13 protein-coding genes are annotated in these 14326 nt (G+C 55.1%); all 13 read left to right on the forward strand.

The window, feature by feature from the left end:
* Positions 1–4244: cadherin-like domain-containing protein (locus tag IEX96_RS00550; protein ID WP_188873303.1), on the forward strand; the 4244-nt coding region annotated here is incomplete at its 5' end.
* Between the two features lie 271 nt (positions 4245–4515).
* On the forward strand, positions 4516–4989 hold the full coding sequence (locus tag IEX96_RS00555; protein ID WP_150004616.1) for a Na+/H+ antiporter subunit E: 474 nt from the start codon (positions 4516–4518) through the stop codon (positions 4987–4989).
* A 4-nt stretch (positions 4990–4993) separates the two neighbouring features.
* Positions 4994–5296 carry an MrpF/PhaF family protein gene (locus IEX96_RS00560; protein WP_188873304.1) on the forward strand — a complete coding sequence of 101 codons (303 nt, stop codon included), beginning with the start codon at positions 4994–4996 and terminating at the stop codon, positions 5294–5296.
* Positions 5293–5613, forward strand: a complete 321-nt coding sequence (mnhG, locus tag IEX96_RS00565) for a monovalent cation/H(+) antiporter subunit G (protein ID WP_150004617.1) — start codon at positions 5293–5295, stop codon at positions 5611–5613. The genes IEX96_RS00560 and mnhG overlap by 4 nt, the downstream gene beginning before the upstream one ends.
* A 4-nt stretch (positions 5614–5617) precedes the next feature.
* Positions 5618–6589, forward strand: a complete 972-nt coding sequence (locus IEX96_RS00570) for a DUF4040 domain-containing protein (RefSeq protein WP_150004618.1) — start codon at positions 5618–5620, stop codon at positions 6587–6589.
* A complete protein-coding gene (locus IEX96_RS00575) occupies positions 6589–6951 on the forward strand; it encodes a cation:proton antiporter subunit C (protein WP_149999112.1) in 363 nt (120 codons plus the stop codon). Before IEX96_RS00570 ends, IEX96_RS00575 begins: the two co-directional genes overlap by 1 nt.
* Positions 6948–8438, forward strand: coding sequence for a monovalent cation/H+ antiporter subunit D family protein (locus tag IEX96_RS00580; RefSeq protein WP_150004619.1), 1491 nt, complete (start codon positions 6948–6950; stop codon positions 8436–8438). The genes IEX96_RS00575 and IEX96_RS00580 overlap by 4 nt, the downstream gene beginning before the upstream one ends.
* Positions 8435–9913: a proton-conducting transporter transmembrane domain-containing protein gene (locus tag IEX96_RS00585; RefSeq protein ID WP_229773431.1), complete on the forward strand. Its 1479-nt coding sequence runs from the start codon at positions 8435–8437 to the stop codon at positions 9911–9913. The genes IEX96_RS00580 and IEX96_RS00585 overlap by 4 nt, the downstream gene beginning before the upstream one ends.
* The gene (locus tag IEX96_RS00590; protein WP_150004620.1) at positions 9910–10176 is read left to right on the forward strand and encodes a hypothetical protein; all 267 of its coding nucleotides are present in this window, start codon (positions 9910–9912) and stop codon (positions 10174–10176) included. Before IEX96_RS00585 ends, IEX96_RS00590 begins: the two co-directional genes overlap by 4 nt.
* Complete coding sequence (locus IEX96_RS00595) at positions 10166–11854, forward strand: Na(+)/H(+) antiporter subunit D (protein WP_150004621.1); 1689 nt, start codon at positions 10166–10168, stop codon at positions 11852–11854. Before IEX96_RS00590 ends, IEX96_RS00595 begins: the two co-directional genes overlap by 11 nt.
* 28 nt (positions 11855–11882) lie before the next feature.
* Positions 11883–12500 carry a DUF938 domain-containing protein gene (locus tag IEX96_RS00600; RefSeq protein WP_188873305.1) on the forward strand — a complete coding sequence of 206 codons (618 nt, stop codon included), beginning with the start codon at positions 11883–11885 and terminating at the stop codon, positions 12498–12500.
* 187 nt (positions 12501–12687) lie between these two features.
* A complete protein-coding gene (locus IEX96_RS00605; RefSeq protein WP_150004623.1) occupies positions 12688–13227 on the forward strand; it encodes an RNA polymerase sigma factor in 540 nt (179 codons plus the stop codon).
* 19 nt (positions 13228–13246) lie between these two features.
* On the forward strand, positions 13247–14308 hold the full coding sequence (locus tag IEX96_RS00610) for a FecR family protein (protein WP_188873306.1): 1062 nt from the start codon (positions 13247–13249) through the stop codon (positions 14306–14308).
* Positions 14309–14326: the final 18 nt, after the last annotated feature.

A 14326-nucleotide genomic window follows, 5' to 3' on the forward strand; every position in this document is an offset into this window, starting at 1 on the left:
ATGTGACCTTCACCTATCAGGTGGATGATGGCAATGGCGGTACGGATACCGCGACGGTGACCATCACCGTTACCGGCACCAATGATGCACCCATAGCCGAAGCTGCGCGCAATAATGCAGAAGAAGATGGTGGCGTGGTTTCCGGCCAGCTTGTGGCCAGTGATGTGGATGCCAGCGACACGCTAAGTTTCAGCCTGCTCGATGGCCCTGCGGAAGGGGCTGTGGTGGTCAATGCCGATGGCAGTTACAGCTTTGACCCTGCCGACGGTTTTCAGGATTTGGGAGAGGGTGAAAGCCGTGATGTGACCTTCACCTATCAGGTGGATGATGGCAATGGCGGTACGGATACCGCCACGGTGACCATCACCGTTACCGGCACCAATGATGCGCCCATAGCCGAAGCCGCGCGCAACAGCGCGGTGGAAGATGGCCCGGCAGTTGGTGGGCGGCTTCTCGCCTCGGATGTCGAGGGGGACGATCTGACTTTCAGCCTGCTCGATGGCCCTGCGGAAGGGGTTGTAACGGTCAACGCCGATGGCAGCTACAGCTTTGACCCTGCTGATGGCTTTCAGGATTTAGCAGAGGGCGAAAGCCGTGATGTGTCTTTCACCTATCAGGTGGATGATGGCAATGGCGGCACGGATAGCGCGACCGTTACCATCACCGTTACCGGGACAGGGGATGGCCCTGTTGCAAATCCGGCATCTTTGGAAGCGCAAGAAGATGGCCCGGCGGTTTTTGGCCAACTTGATGCATCCAGCCTGGAAAGCGACGATCTGACTTTCAGTCTGCTCGATGGCCCTGCGGAAGGGGCTGTGGTGGTGAATGCCGATGGCAGTTACAGCTTTGACCCTGCCGATGGTTTTCAGGATCTGGCCGTGGGTGAAAGCCGTGATGTGACTTTCACCTTTCAGGTGGATGACGGGAAAGGCGGCAGTGCCACGGCGACGGCCACAGTGCGTGTTACCGGCACCAATGATGCACCAATAGCCGAAGCTGCGCGCAACAGTGCAGAGGAAGATGGTGGTGCGGTTTCCGGCCAGCTTGTGGCCAATGATGTGGATGCCAGCGACACGCTAAGTTTCAGCCTGCTTGATGGCCCTGCGGAAGGGGCTGTCGTGGTCAATGCCGACGGCAGTTACAGCTTTGACCCTGCTGATGGTTTTCAGGATCTGGGTGAAGGTGAAAGCCGCGACGTGACCTTCACCTATCAGGTGGATGATGGCAATGGCGGCACGGATACCGCGACGGTGACCATCACCGTAACGGGGACTGGGGATGGCCCTGTGGCAAATCCGGCATCTTTGGAAGCGCAAGAAGATGGCCCGGCGGTTTTTGGCCAACTTGATGCATCCAGCCTGGAAAGCGACGATCTGACCTTCAGCCTGCTCGATGGCCCTGCGGAAGGGGTTGTAACGGTCAACGCTGATGGCAGTTATAGCTTTGATCCAGTCGATGGTTTTCAGGATCTGGCAGTGGGCGAAAGCCGCGATGTGACCTTCACCTATCAGGTGGATGACGGGAAAGGCGGCAGTGCCACGGCGACGGCCACAGTGCGTGTTACCGGCACCAATGATGCACCAATAGCCGAAGCTGCGCGCAACAGTGCAGAGGAAGATGGTGGTGCGGTTTCCGGCCAGCTTGTGGCCAGTGATGTGGATGCCAGCGACACGCTAAGTTTCAGCCTGCTTGATGGCCCTGCGGAAGGGGTTGTCGTGGTCAATGCCGACGGCAGTTACAGCTTTGACCCTGCTGATGGTTTTCAGGATCTGGGTGAAGGTGAAAGCCGCGACGTGACCTTCACCTATCAGGTGGATGATGGCAATGGCGGCACGGATAGCGCGACGGTGACCATCACCGTTACCGGCACCAATGATGCGCCCATAGCCGAAGCTGCGCGCAACAGTGCAGAAGAAGATGGTAGTGTGGTTTCCGGCCAGCTTGTGGCCAATGATGTGGATGCCAGCGACACGCTGACCTTTAGCCTGCTTGATGGTCCTGCGGAAGGGTCTGTGGTGGTCAATGCCGATGGCAGCTATAGTTTCGACCCTGCTGATGGCTTTCAGGATTTGGGAGAAGGCGAAAGCCGTGATGTGACCTTCACCTATCAGGTGGATGATGGTAATGGCGGTACGGATACCGCGACGGTCACCATCACCGTTGAGGGCGCCAATGATGCGCCGCTGGCTTTTCCCGCTGCCGCTGCTGCATTCGAAGATGGCCCCGCAGTCGATGGGCGGCTTTTTGCCTTGGATGCCGAGGGGGACGATCTGACCTTCAGCCTGCTCGATGGCCCTGCGGAAGGGTCTGTGGTGGTCAATGCCGATGGCAGCTACAGCTTTGATCCTGGTGAGGACTTTCAGGATCTGGCACCCGGCGAAAGCCGTGACGTGTTCTTCACCTATCAGGTGGATGATGGCAATGGCGGCATTGCGTCGGAGCGTGTGGTCGTAACCGTTGAGGGCACCAATGATGCGCCTGTTTTAACGGCTCATCAAGATGGCGACATCAGTGTTGATCTTGATGCACGCACCATGACAATCGATCCCGATAATAGCTCTACGGCTCGTTTGGGCGATTTCGTAACCGTTGATGCCACGGGCATCGATGGTAATGCGGCGGATCTGTTTGTGTCGAGCCGCGATGGAATTGGTATTCATGGCGTGCGACTGAACAGCCAGATCGATTTCGATCCCAAAACCCAGACCTCGGAAAAACTGACGCTTACATTTGACGAACCAGTGACCAATGTCGAGATTGTCACCGAACGTCAGATTGAACGGGAATTTCCCGGCGGAGAACAAGGAAAATGGACGGCTTATGATGCCGATGGCCATGAAATCGCATCCGGCATGCTCAATCTGGATGAAGGCACGCGGCTGTCGGGCTCTTCGGTTGCCTACACATTGGATACAGGGGGGCGTGCCGTTGCTTCTGTGGTCATTGAAGCCGTTGATGTAACAGGAAAACCATCCGGCGATAATTCGGATTTCACGATAAAATCCGTGGGCTTTGATAAAATTCCGGAAACCATTCCCGATGATGGGGTCATCGCTATTGATCTGTCTGAAGGTGCGGTTGCCGGGGCCGAAATTTTTGATTTCGATGCCGTGGATTCCGATGGCGATACCGACCTTGTTTTTGGCTTTGCCGAAGGCAATGACGATGGCGCTTTTGCCATCGATCCCAACACCGGTGTTGTCACGGTGGCTGATCCTTCAAAACTTGGCAGCGAAGGGGATACAGACCGGCTTTTGGTCGTTGAGGTTTCTGATGGAAACGGCGGTACGGATAGCGCCACAATTCAGGTGACGCTCCCTGTTGAAGAGACGGGGCGTGGTACAGAAGGGGGGGCTTCCGCCGTCAATATCAAAACAGGAACAGACAGAAGTGATCTGTTGATGGGCAGTTCAGGCGATGATCATATTATTGGCCTTGGTAAAAGCGATCTTCTGATCGGGCGCTCGGGCGATGATCATCTGGAAGGCAATGACGGCGATGACATTCTTTTCGGCGGCTCTGGCAAGGATCGGCTAGAGGGTGGCTCTGGCAATGATATTTTGTCGGGTGGTTCTGGTAATGATCATCTGGAAGGCAATGACGGTGATGACATTCTTTTCGGCGGCTCTGGCAGTGATCGGCTAGAGGGTGGCTCTGGCAATGATATTTTGTCGGGCGGTTCTGGTAATGACAGTCTAGATGGCGGCGACGGCAATGATCACCTTATTGGCGGCGTGGGCAATGACCGTCTCGACGGTGACGCCGGCAATGATCATCTTAGTGGCGGCGCGGGCAATGACTGGCTCGTGGGCGGAGATGGTGATGACCTTCTGATCGGAGGGGATGGCAATGATGGGCTTGTTGGCGAGAAGGGGATTGACCATCTTGTTGGCGGGGCCGGGAATGATCGTTTGGATGGTGGCGATGGCAATGACGTTTTAGAGGGAGGCTCAGGAAACGACATATTGATCGGTGGCAGTGGTGACGATCTGTTCCTTATCGATGAGAATGCGGGCCATGACCGCATTGATGGCGGTGGCGGGTCGTGGACCGATAGCATTGACCTGTCGGCTGCTGTGAATAGTGGTCAGGACTGGACCATCGAATTGCAAAATGGCGAGACGTTCAACAGCAATGATGTGGAGGGTAGTTTCCTTGCATTGGGCGATGACGGGCGCGGAACCATCACACTTTCCGATGGCAGCAGCATCGACTTCACCGATATTGAAAATGTTGTCTGGTAGAGTCTGGGACGGTCTCTCTTGAGCTAAAATGATAATCTTGCAGAAAAGGGGCATAATATGCCCCTTTTCTAATTACAGGGATGGGGCGGAGAATATCAAAATTCTAACCGAGCTGAAGGCTGCGCGCATCGGGCGGTTTACAATGGCGCTGTGGATGTGTAGCCATATCCTGACACGGTGTTCTGGAGCGTGAATCTGCCCGGGCGCATCTGTTACGGCACAGCCATGATGGTTTGTGTTGATCCTATAGGTAAAATGGCGGTTTCTGGGCATGCTACGTAGTCTGATGCTTTTCATGGCGCTTTGTGGAACTTGGCTTTTATGGTCGGGGATCTTTGAGCCGCTTTTGTTGTCCTTGGGGCTTGCCTCTTGTGTCTTTACGATACTTCTTGCGCGGCATCTGGGCATTGTGAACAAAAATACGGTTCCTCTTCAGCTTGGTCTGCCGATCATCACCTATTGGCTGTGGTTGCTGGTCGAGATTGCAAAATCGAACATCGCGGTGATCAAGGTTATTTTGTCGCCGAAAATGTCTCTCAATCCCGGCTTTGTCCGTCTGGAAAATATGAGCCACACGGATATGGGGCGGGTGATTTTCGCCAATTCCATTACGCTGACCCCCGGTACGGTGACCTGCGATTTGGGGGATGAGGCCATTTGGGTTCATTGCCTTGATAAACCGGGCGCTGTGGACGGACTTCAGGATATGAACCGTCGCACTGCAGGCTTTAAGGGAGAGGATTGAGGGCATGTTTTTGGGGGCTAGTCTCGCCATTCTGGTTACCATGTGTTTAGCGATCCTGCGTGCCGTTCTAGGGCCGTCGGTCTATGACCGGATATTGGCAGCCAATATGTTCGGCACGAAGACAGTGCTGTTTTTGGCGGTTCTGTCCTTCCTTTCCGGACGGCCTGATTTTCTGGATCTGGCTCTTGCTTATGCCTTGATCAATTTTGTCAGCGTGATTGCTGTGCTGCAATTTGTTGAACGGCGGGCGCGGAACCGGGCAAAAGAGGATCAAGCCAGCGATGCCGTGAAGGGGGGGGCGCAATGATGGAACAGGTGATTGATATTATCAGCTGGATTTGCTTGCTTGGCGGAGCGCTTGTGGTGCTGATCGGTGGCATCGGGCTTGTACGCTTTCCCGATCTTTTTACCCGGATTCATGCGGCAAGTTTGGCGGATTCCGGTGGCGCCATTCTGGTCATTGTCGGATGTATGCTTCAGGCCGGACTGACACTTGCGGGTGTGAAGCTGGCGGCAATCTTATTGTTCCTCCTCTTTACCAGCCCCACCGCCGGCTATGCACTGGCACATTCGGCCATCACCGCCAAGGATGATGGGCTGGATGTGGATATAGAGAGCGACTGACCCCATGATCATCGTTTTTAGTCTTTTTCTTCTCACCATGATGGTTGTTGTTGCCTTGGCTGTTGTCGAGACGCGCAATTTGTTCGCAGCGGCCATGCTGACCGGCATTTTCAGCTTTCTGATGGCGGCCAATTTCTTTGTTTTGGATGCGGCCGATGTGGCGCTGACCGAAGCGGCGGTGGGAGCCGGTGTCGCTACGGTGTTTTTCCTGGGGGCAATCGCGCTCAGTTCCGAGCATGAACATAGCGCCAGCCGCAAATTCGGCCTTGCGCTTTTGGCTGTCGCGTCAACGGCGGTGGTGATTTTGCTGGGCACCATGGAATTTCCCATTTTGGGTGATGGCAGTGCGCCGGTGCATCAGCATGTGGCACCGTGGTATTTGGAAAAAACGCCCGAATTGATCCATGTGCCCAATGTGGTGACGGCGGTGCTGGCCAGCTTCCGCGGTTATGATACTTTGGGTGAGGTGTTCGTGGTGCTGACGGCAGCCATTGGCGTTTTGTCCCTATTGGGCTTTCCCCGCAACAATAGTGAAGAAAACGCGGTCAATGACGGGCTGAGCCACCAGAAAATTCTTCATATTGTGGGCAAGCTGCTGATCCCGTTGATCATTCTTTTCGGATTGTATGTGCAGTTCCATGGCGATTTTGGCCCCGGCGGCGGTTTTCAGGCGGGTACCATCATTGCCGCGGCGCTGATCCTTTACGCCTTGCTAAGCGGGGGCGACCGCGCACGCCGCCAGATGCCGCCGCGCTTGTTGTTTGGTATGGCCTGCCTCGGGGCATTTATCTATGCCGGTGTGGGCGGGACAACCTTGCTGCTGGGCGGCAATCTTCTCGATTATTCCGTACTTTCGCACGATCCCGTGCATGGCCAGCATCTTGGCATCATGCTGATTGAATTCGGCGTTGGGCTTGCTGTGGCGTCTGTGATGCTGACCATTTATCACGCTTTTGCCGGACATGAGCACCGCTGATGGAAATTCTGGGTTTATATAATTATTGGGTGTTTGCCATTTTGCTGTTGATTGGCCTTTATGCCGTCATCACCAAGCCGAACTTCACCAAGAAATTGATCGGGCTGAATATCTTTCAGGCCGCTATTTTCCTCCTCTATATTTCCATGGATAAGGTGGACGGTGGAACGGCACCGATCATTCCCCATGGGGCCGCAAAAGATATCATCTATTCCAATCCGGTGCCGCAGGTGTTGATTTTGACCGCTATTGTGGTGGGTATTTCCACCACAGCGCTGGGTTTGGCGCTGGTTGTGCGAATCCGCGAAGCCTATGGCACTATCGAAGAAGACAAGGTCATCTCAATGGATCGAGATCAATGATGCTGGCTGCTCAGTATCCTGTTTTGCCGGTAATCGTTCCGCTATTGTCGGCACCCATCGCAGCTTTGATGCCTAATCGTTCCCTTGCCTGGATTATGGCAAGCCTTGTAAGCGCCCTGGTGTTTGCAACGGCTGTGGCCCTGACGGTTATTGTCTCGGCGCAGGGGATGATTTCCTATGAGGTGGGGGGCTGGCCCGCGCCTTACGGGATCGAGGTGCGGGTTGATTCCTTCTCGGTGGTGATGCTGCTGGTGATTTCAGGCGCATCGACATTGGCGCTGATCAGTGGCAAGGCATCCATTGATGCGCAAATCCCGAGCGATCGCCAGCCATTGTTCTTTGCCGCCTGGCTTTTGGCGCTGGCGGCTTATAGCGGGATCGCCGTTGCCGGCGACGCCTTCAATATTTTCGTGTTCATGGAAATATCGTCCCTTGCCGGTTATGTGTTGATCGCCAACGGGCCAGACCGCCGTGCCTTGCCAGCCACCTTCAAATATCTGGTGATGGGCACCATTGGCGCGTCTTTTTATCTGATCGGCGTTGGTCTTGCCTATATGATGACCGGGACGCTCAATATCGCCGACCTGCATGCCCGTTTGGGCGATGTCCCGTATCTGCGGCCCATTTTGTTATCGGCAGCCTTTGTGACCATTGGTCTTGCCGTGAAAGCCGCGGTGTTCCCACTGCATGTGTGGATGCCCAATGCCTATGCGAGGGCGCCTTCGGCTGTGGCCGTTTTCCTTTCCGCTTGCTCGACCAAGGCGGCGGTCTATGTGATGTTGCGCTTTGATTTTATGATTTTCGGCGGTGCGTTCGCCCATCACGATGTGCAGTTCTCTACGGTTTTGATGTCTCTGGCCTTGCTGGGCATGCTGATTGGATCCGCCGTCGCCATATATGAGCGCGATGTGAAGCGGATGCTTGGTTATTCGTCTGTGGGCCAGATCGGTTATATCCTTCTCGGGGCCAGCATGATCAGCCTTGGCGGCGTGTCAGCGGGCGTTATCCATATGTTCAACCACGCCATGATCAAGGGCGGTCTGTTCTTGGCCATGGGGGCGCTCGTCTTGCGATTGGGCGGGGGCACTCTTGATGATCTGAAAGGCGCAGGCCGGACCATGCCGTGGACCATGGGGGCCTTTGTTCTGCTGGGGCTGAGCTTGATCGGCATGCCGTTGACGGCGGGCTTTATTTCGAAATGGTATCTGGTTCAGGCGGCCTTGGATCTGGGCACATTGGGTATTGTCTTGATCGCGGCCATTTTGATCAGTTCCCTGATGGCCGTGGTTTATATCTGGCGGGTTGTTGAAGTGGCTTATTTCCAAAGCCCGCAAGCCGGTGCGTCAAAGCATCAAGAAGCGCCGCTGATGATGCTGGTACCATTATGGGCTGTGGTTCTGGCCAATGTGTATTTCGGGCTTGATCCGAGCATACCGGTGGATCTGGCCACAAATGCTGCGAATATCTTGCTGGAGCATGCGAAATGACCGGTTTTGATAGCCATGGCATGCTTTTGGGCATGATTCTTCTTATCCCCTTATTGGGTGCTGTTTTGGTGGGCATGGCATCGCGCTGGCCAAATCTGCGCGAAACGGGCAGCGTGCTTGCAGCCCTTGCTTTGACCTTCGCTGTCTGGAGCTTGCTTCCCGGTGCCTTGGCAGGGGAACGCCCGGAACTGGTGCTGTTCGAAATTCTGCCCAATGTTCCTTTTGCCTTCAAAGCCGAGCCTTTGGGGCTGTTGTTTGCCGCGCTTGCATCGCTCTTGTGGGTGGTGAGCACGATCTATTCCATGGGTTATATGCGCGGCAATAATGAAGCCCATCAGACCCGCTTTTTCATGCTGTTCGCGGTGGCCCTGTTTGCCGCCATGGGCGTGGCATTTTCAGCCAATCTGCTGACTCTGTTCATTTTTTATGAAGTCCTGACAGTCTCCACTTATCCCCTAGTGACTCATAAGGGGGATGAAGCGTCCATGCGGGCGGGCCGGGTATATTTCGGTATCCTGATTGGTGCGTCCATCGGCCTGTTCTTGCCTGCGATTATCTGGACTTATGCGCTGACAGGGACATTGGATTTCGTGCCCGGAGGTATTTTGGAAGGGCATTTGGCCGGTCCTGCCGTCGGGCTGATGCTGGGCCTTTATGTTTATGGGGCTGCCAAGGCGGCGGTGATGCCGCTGCATCGCTGGTTGCCTGCCGCCATGGTTGCGCCAACGCCGGTGTCTGCCTTGCTCCATGCGGTGGCGGTGGTGAAAGCCGGTGTGTTCACCATTGTGAAGATCATCATCTATGTGTTCGGGGTGGATTTTCTCTTTGCCACGCCGTCTTCGGGCTGGCTGGTTCCGGTGGCAGCCTTTACGGTGATCATGGCGAGCCTCATCGCCTTGCGCCAAACCAATTTGAAGCGTTTGCTGGCCTATTCCACCATCAGTCAGTTGTCCTATATCGTGTTGGCAACGGCCATTTTGGCACCGCTGTCGCAGGTGGGGGCCGCCCTTCATATTGCCGCCCACGGATTTGGTAAAATCACGCTGTTTTTCGCCGCCGGAAGCATCTACACCGCGTCGAAAAAGACCGACATTACCCAGATGAATGGCATTGGTCTGCGGATGCCGCTGACGATGGGGGCTTTTGCTATCGGTGCACTGTCGATGATCGGCGTGCCGCCCATGGCCGGCTTCGTGTCCAAATGGTACATGCTGGGCGGGGCCTTGCAGACAGAGAATTATCTGGCCATCGGTACGATCATTCTATCGACAGTGCTGAATGCGGCCTATTTCCTGCCAATCCTGTATCGGGCGTTTTTCCTGACCGAAAATGTTGCTCCCCCCCGTGAGCATGGAGAGGCCAACTGGCCGATCCGCCTGGCCCTTGGAACAACGGCTCTTTTGACCATCGCCTTTTTTGTGTTCAACGGGCCGGTGGTCGACCTTGAGATGCAGTTAGTGGAGACGCTGCTATGACCGAGAAGCAATCGGGACCCGCACCGGACAATCATTGGCTGGTGCGTCCTTCCACCATTCGTATTTTGTGGATCCTGTTCATTGCGATGTTGGCAGCGACCGTGGTGGCGCAGCTTTTTGTCGAGCCGCACGCGTCTTTCGGCATCGATGGCTGGCTGGGTTTTGCGGCGATATTCGGGTTTTCATCCTGTGCGCTGATGGTGGTGGTCGCCAAGCTGCTTGGCTATATCCTTAAACGCCCGGAGGGCCATTATGACGATTGATATGGTGCCTCCTGGCCTGATTATGATTGTTGCGGCGCTTTTGATTGCGCTGACCCGCGGGACTGTGCGCACCGCGATTGTTCTGGCGGCACCGCTGCTTACTTTGTGGGCGGTCTTCCAGGTGCCCGATGGTGTGTCTTTAAGCGCCCCTTTCTTGGGCTATAATATCGAATTGATCGAAGGCAGCTCGGTACGCCGATTGTTTGCCACAGTGTTTTCCATCATGGCCTTTGCGGGTGGGCTTTATTCCTTTCGCACAGCACGAGGCGTTGAACTGGCCGCAGCCTTTGCGTATGCGGGCGGGTCCATCGGGGTGGCATTCTCCGGTGATTTGATCAGCTTCTTCCTGTTCTGGGAATGGATGGCGATTTTCTCGACCATCGTGATTTTGTCCGGTGGCAGCGCTGCGGCGCGTGCGGCTGCTTTTCGCTATGCCCTTGTGCATTTTCTGGGTGGTGTGATCCTGATGGTCGGGATTGCGGCGCTTTATGTGCAGACCGGCTCTGTGGATGTGGCGGCGATGAAGGCCACGGATTTTGCAAGCTGGATGGTCCTGATCGGTATTCTGATCAATGCTGCTGCACCGCCATTGTCGTCTTGGTTGCCCGATGCCTATCCGGAAAGCAGCCCCACGGGCATGGTTTTCCTGTCCGCCTACACCACGAAAACCGCTGTGCTGGCGCTGATTTTGCTGTTTCCCGGTGAAAAGGTTCTGGTGTTCGTCGGTCTTTATATGGCGGTCTACGGCATCATGTATGCGCTTTTGGAAAATGATGCCCGGCGGATTTTGGCCTATTCCATCGTCAATCAGGTGGGCTTCATGGTCACCGGCATCGGAATCGGTACGGAAATGGCCATCAATGGCGCCGCCGCCCATGCCTTTGCGCATATCATTTACAAGGCGCTTTTGCTTATGAGCGCGGGCGTGGTGTTGCATCGTACCGGCAAAAGCCGCTGTACTGATCTGGGCGGCCTGTTCCGCACCATGCCGATTACAGCCTTTTGCGGGATTATTGGTGCGCTGGCCATCTCCGGTGTTCCACTTACTTCGGGCTTTACCACCAAGACCATGATCTCGGAAGCGGCGGCTTTGGAGCATCTGCCGGTGGTGTGGTTCATTCTGGCAGCAGCCTCTGCCGGGGTGTTTTTGCATGCCGGGATCAAGTTCCCGTGGTTTGTGTTTTTCCAAAAAGACAGCGGTATGCGGCCCAAGGATGCGCCTTGGAATATGGGGCTGGCGATGGCGTTGCTATCTGCCCTTTGTATTCTTCTAGGGGTCTATCCAGAGCCGCTTTATGCCATGTTGCCCTATCCAACGGATTTCCACGCCTATAAAGGCTATAAGCTGGTGTTCTATCTTCAGCTTTTGCTGTTCTCGGGCCTTGCGTTCTTCTTGCTTTTGCCTCTTATGCGGCGCACGCGAACGGTGTGTTTGGATACCGACTGGATCTACCGCAAGGGCGGTAAGGCGGTGGGCGGCGCTCTGACACGCGTTATCTCGTCTGGCTATCAGGGGGCAAGCGCTGCTGTTCAGGGCTTTTTGGGCAAGGGTCAGGCAACGATTTCCGGGCTTGTGGGGCATGAAAGGCGTTTGGGGTCCAGCTGGGCCATTGGCACCTCTGTCCTTTGGGTTCTGGTGTTGTTGGTGGGCTATGCGGTGATTTACACCCTGCGATAAGCGGGATGTCTGGCGGAAAGAGATTGTCATGACGGAAAAGCGCCATGCACCGGCGACAGAGCGCAACCGCGATGCCATTCTGGATGTGTTGAAAAACCATCTGCCTGCCCATGGCCAAGTGCTTGAGCTGGCCTCCGGCACCGGTCAGCATGCGGTGTATTTTGCTCCGTGCTTGGCGCCGCGTATTTGGCAGCCCAGCGATTTGATGGCGGATAATATCGCGTCGATTTCGGCATGGAAAAAAGAGATGCCGTGCGAAACCTTGCGCGATCCGATCCGTCTGGATGCCAGCGACCCCGCATGGCCTGATGGCTTGTTGAAAAGCAGCCCAACCATCACGGCCATTACCGCCATCAATCTGATCCATATCAGCCCTTGGACCGTGACAGAGGGACTGATGGCCGGAGCAGGGCGGCTCTTGCCCGAAGGCGGTGTGCTTTATCTTTATGGGCCTTATAAAATTAATGGTGCCCACACGGCCCCCAGCAATGAGGCCTTCGAGCGTTGGCTCACCGATCAGGATCAGGCATGGGGCGTGCGTGATATGGGTACCGTGGCAGAATGTGCCGCGAAACACGGCCTGCATCTGCATGAAAAAATTCCCATGCCTGCCAATAATTTTTCCCTGATTTTCAAGAAAGTCTGAAAAGCCGCCTTCTGTGGCGTGTCAAAATAAAGGTTTTATTTTTTCTCCACAGGGTACCCGTTGCCCTCCTCTTACACGTCTCATTCATGGACAGGCACGTCAGCTGGGATGCACAGCTGGAGACCGACAGGGTTTTAGGATCTGTTATGGTAGTGTGGTCGTCCAGCCGATTTGTTGCGGGAGAGGTGTGATCACGCGTATTGTGGACAGGAAAAACCGGTTGCTTGATACCTTTCTCGATAAGCGGGATGGGCTTTATGCCATGCTGCGCGCCCGGCTTGGAGAAAGTCAGGATGTCCAGGATATTCTTCAAGATGTGTGGCTGCGGCTGTCGGCCGTAGAGTCTCCAGACAAGGTGGCTAATCCCTCCGCCTATGTCTACCGCACCACCAGCAATATGATGTTGGATCATTTGCGCAGTATGGTACGGCGGCAAAACCATATGGAGGGGTCAGGGAGCCTGCCAGAAGAGCTTCCGACTGCCCAACCCTCACCCGAAGCAGCGGCATATTATCGTGCCCGCCTGCTCAAGATGCGTTTGCTTTTGAACGAGTTGTCCCCAAAATGCCAGAAGGCTTTCCTTCTCAGCCGCTGTGAGGGTCTGACTTATGGAGAAATTGGTCAGAGACTCGGCATTTCGGACAATATGGTGAAAAAATATCTAATAAAGGCATTGGCGCATTTGCGCACTCACATGCCTGTGTCCGAAGATGTGGACAGGTACTGATGGCAGAACAGGCATATTTATGACCAAGAACAAGCAACAGGCTCTGCGCGAAAATGCCGCCCATTGGTGTATTGTCATGGACTCGGGGCAGGCCAGTTCTGCCGAGAAAAAGGCGTTCGCCGATTGGATTACAAAAGATCCGGCGCATATGCGGGAATATAATCTTGTCCATGCCTTGTGGGCTGAAGCAGCTATGTTTGGTGGGACGCTTGACCCCGCAAGCGATGTAATTACTCTTTTTCCGCAAGAGGTAGATGGAAGGGCAAAATCGGCGCCTGTCCGGCACCGTTCGGGCCGCCTTTTGCGCGTGGGCCATCTTGCCGCGGCGGTTTTGATTGCCTTGTTCCTCGGCCTTGGTGCTATCGTGTTGGTTGGAGATGATCCACTGGAATGGGCCTTTGGGCCCGGGGTGGAGCATTTTTCGACCCGTAAGGGGGAAAGTCGTCTCGTGTCTCTGTCCGATGGCTCTGTGGTTGAGATGAACACCCAATCGGAGATAGAGGTTCGATATGGTCGCCATGTGCGGGAGATCAGGCTGCTGCGCGGAGAAGCTTATTTCGACGTGGCAAAAGACCCGCAGAGGCCGTTTCTAGTAAATGCGGACCAGACCCGTGTTCAGGCGGTGGGTACCGAATTCAATGTGCGTTTGCGCGATGCGGATATTGCCGTCACGGTGATTGAAGGCAGAGTACTCGTCCGTCAGTTTACGTCCAAAGCCGGAAAGGCGTCTCCATCATTGGAGGAAAGCCTTGGGCGCAATGAGCAGGCTATTCTAAACAAGGAGGAGGCGGGCAATCACCCGTCGATGCTGAAAACCGCCTCTGTCGTGCCCGAGCGATTTATCTCTTGGAGGCAGAAGCGACTGCTGTTCGAGGCTGCTCCCTTGATTGATGTGGTGGCAGATTTCAATCGCTATAACAGCATGGAACTGATCCTCAGTGATCGAAGTCTCGATGATCTGTCTATCAGCGGCGTGTTCGACCCTCGAGACCCGGAAACCTTCGCCCGGACGCTGGAAGCAATGGCCCCTGTGGAAGTTCTGGTATTCGGGCGATCAAAGATCCTCATCAAGGCCCTGTGAAAACAGGGGTAGGCGATG

It is taken from the genome of Iodidimonas muriae, from assembly GCF_014647255.1.
GTDB lineage: Bacteria > Pseudomonadota > Alphaproteobacteria > Sphingomonadales > Rhodothalassiaceae > Iodidimonas > Iodidimonas muriae.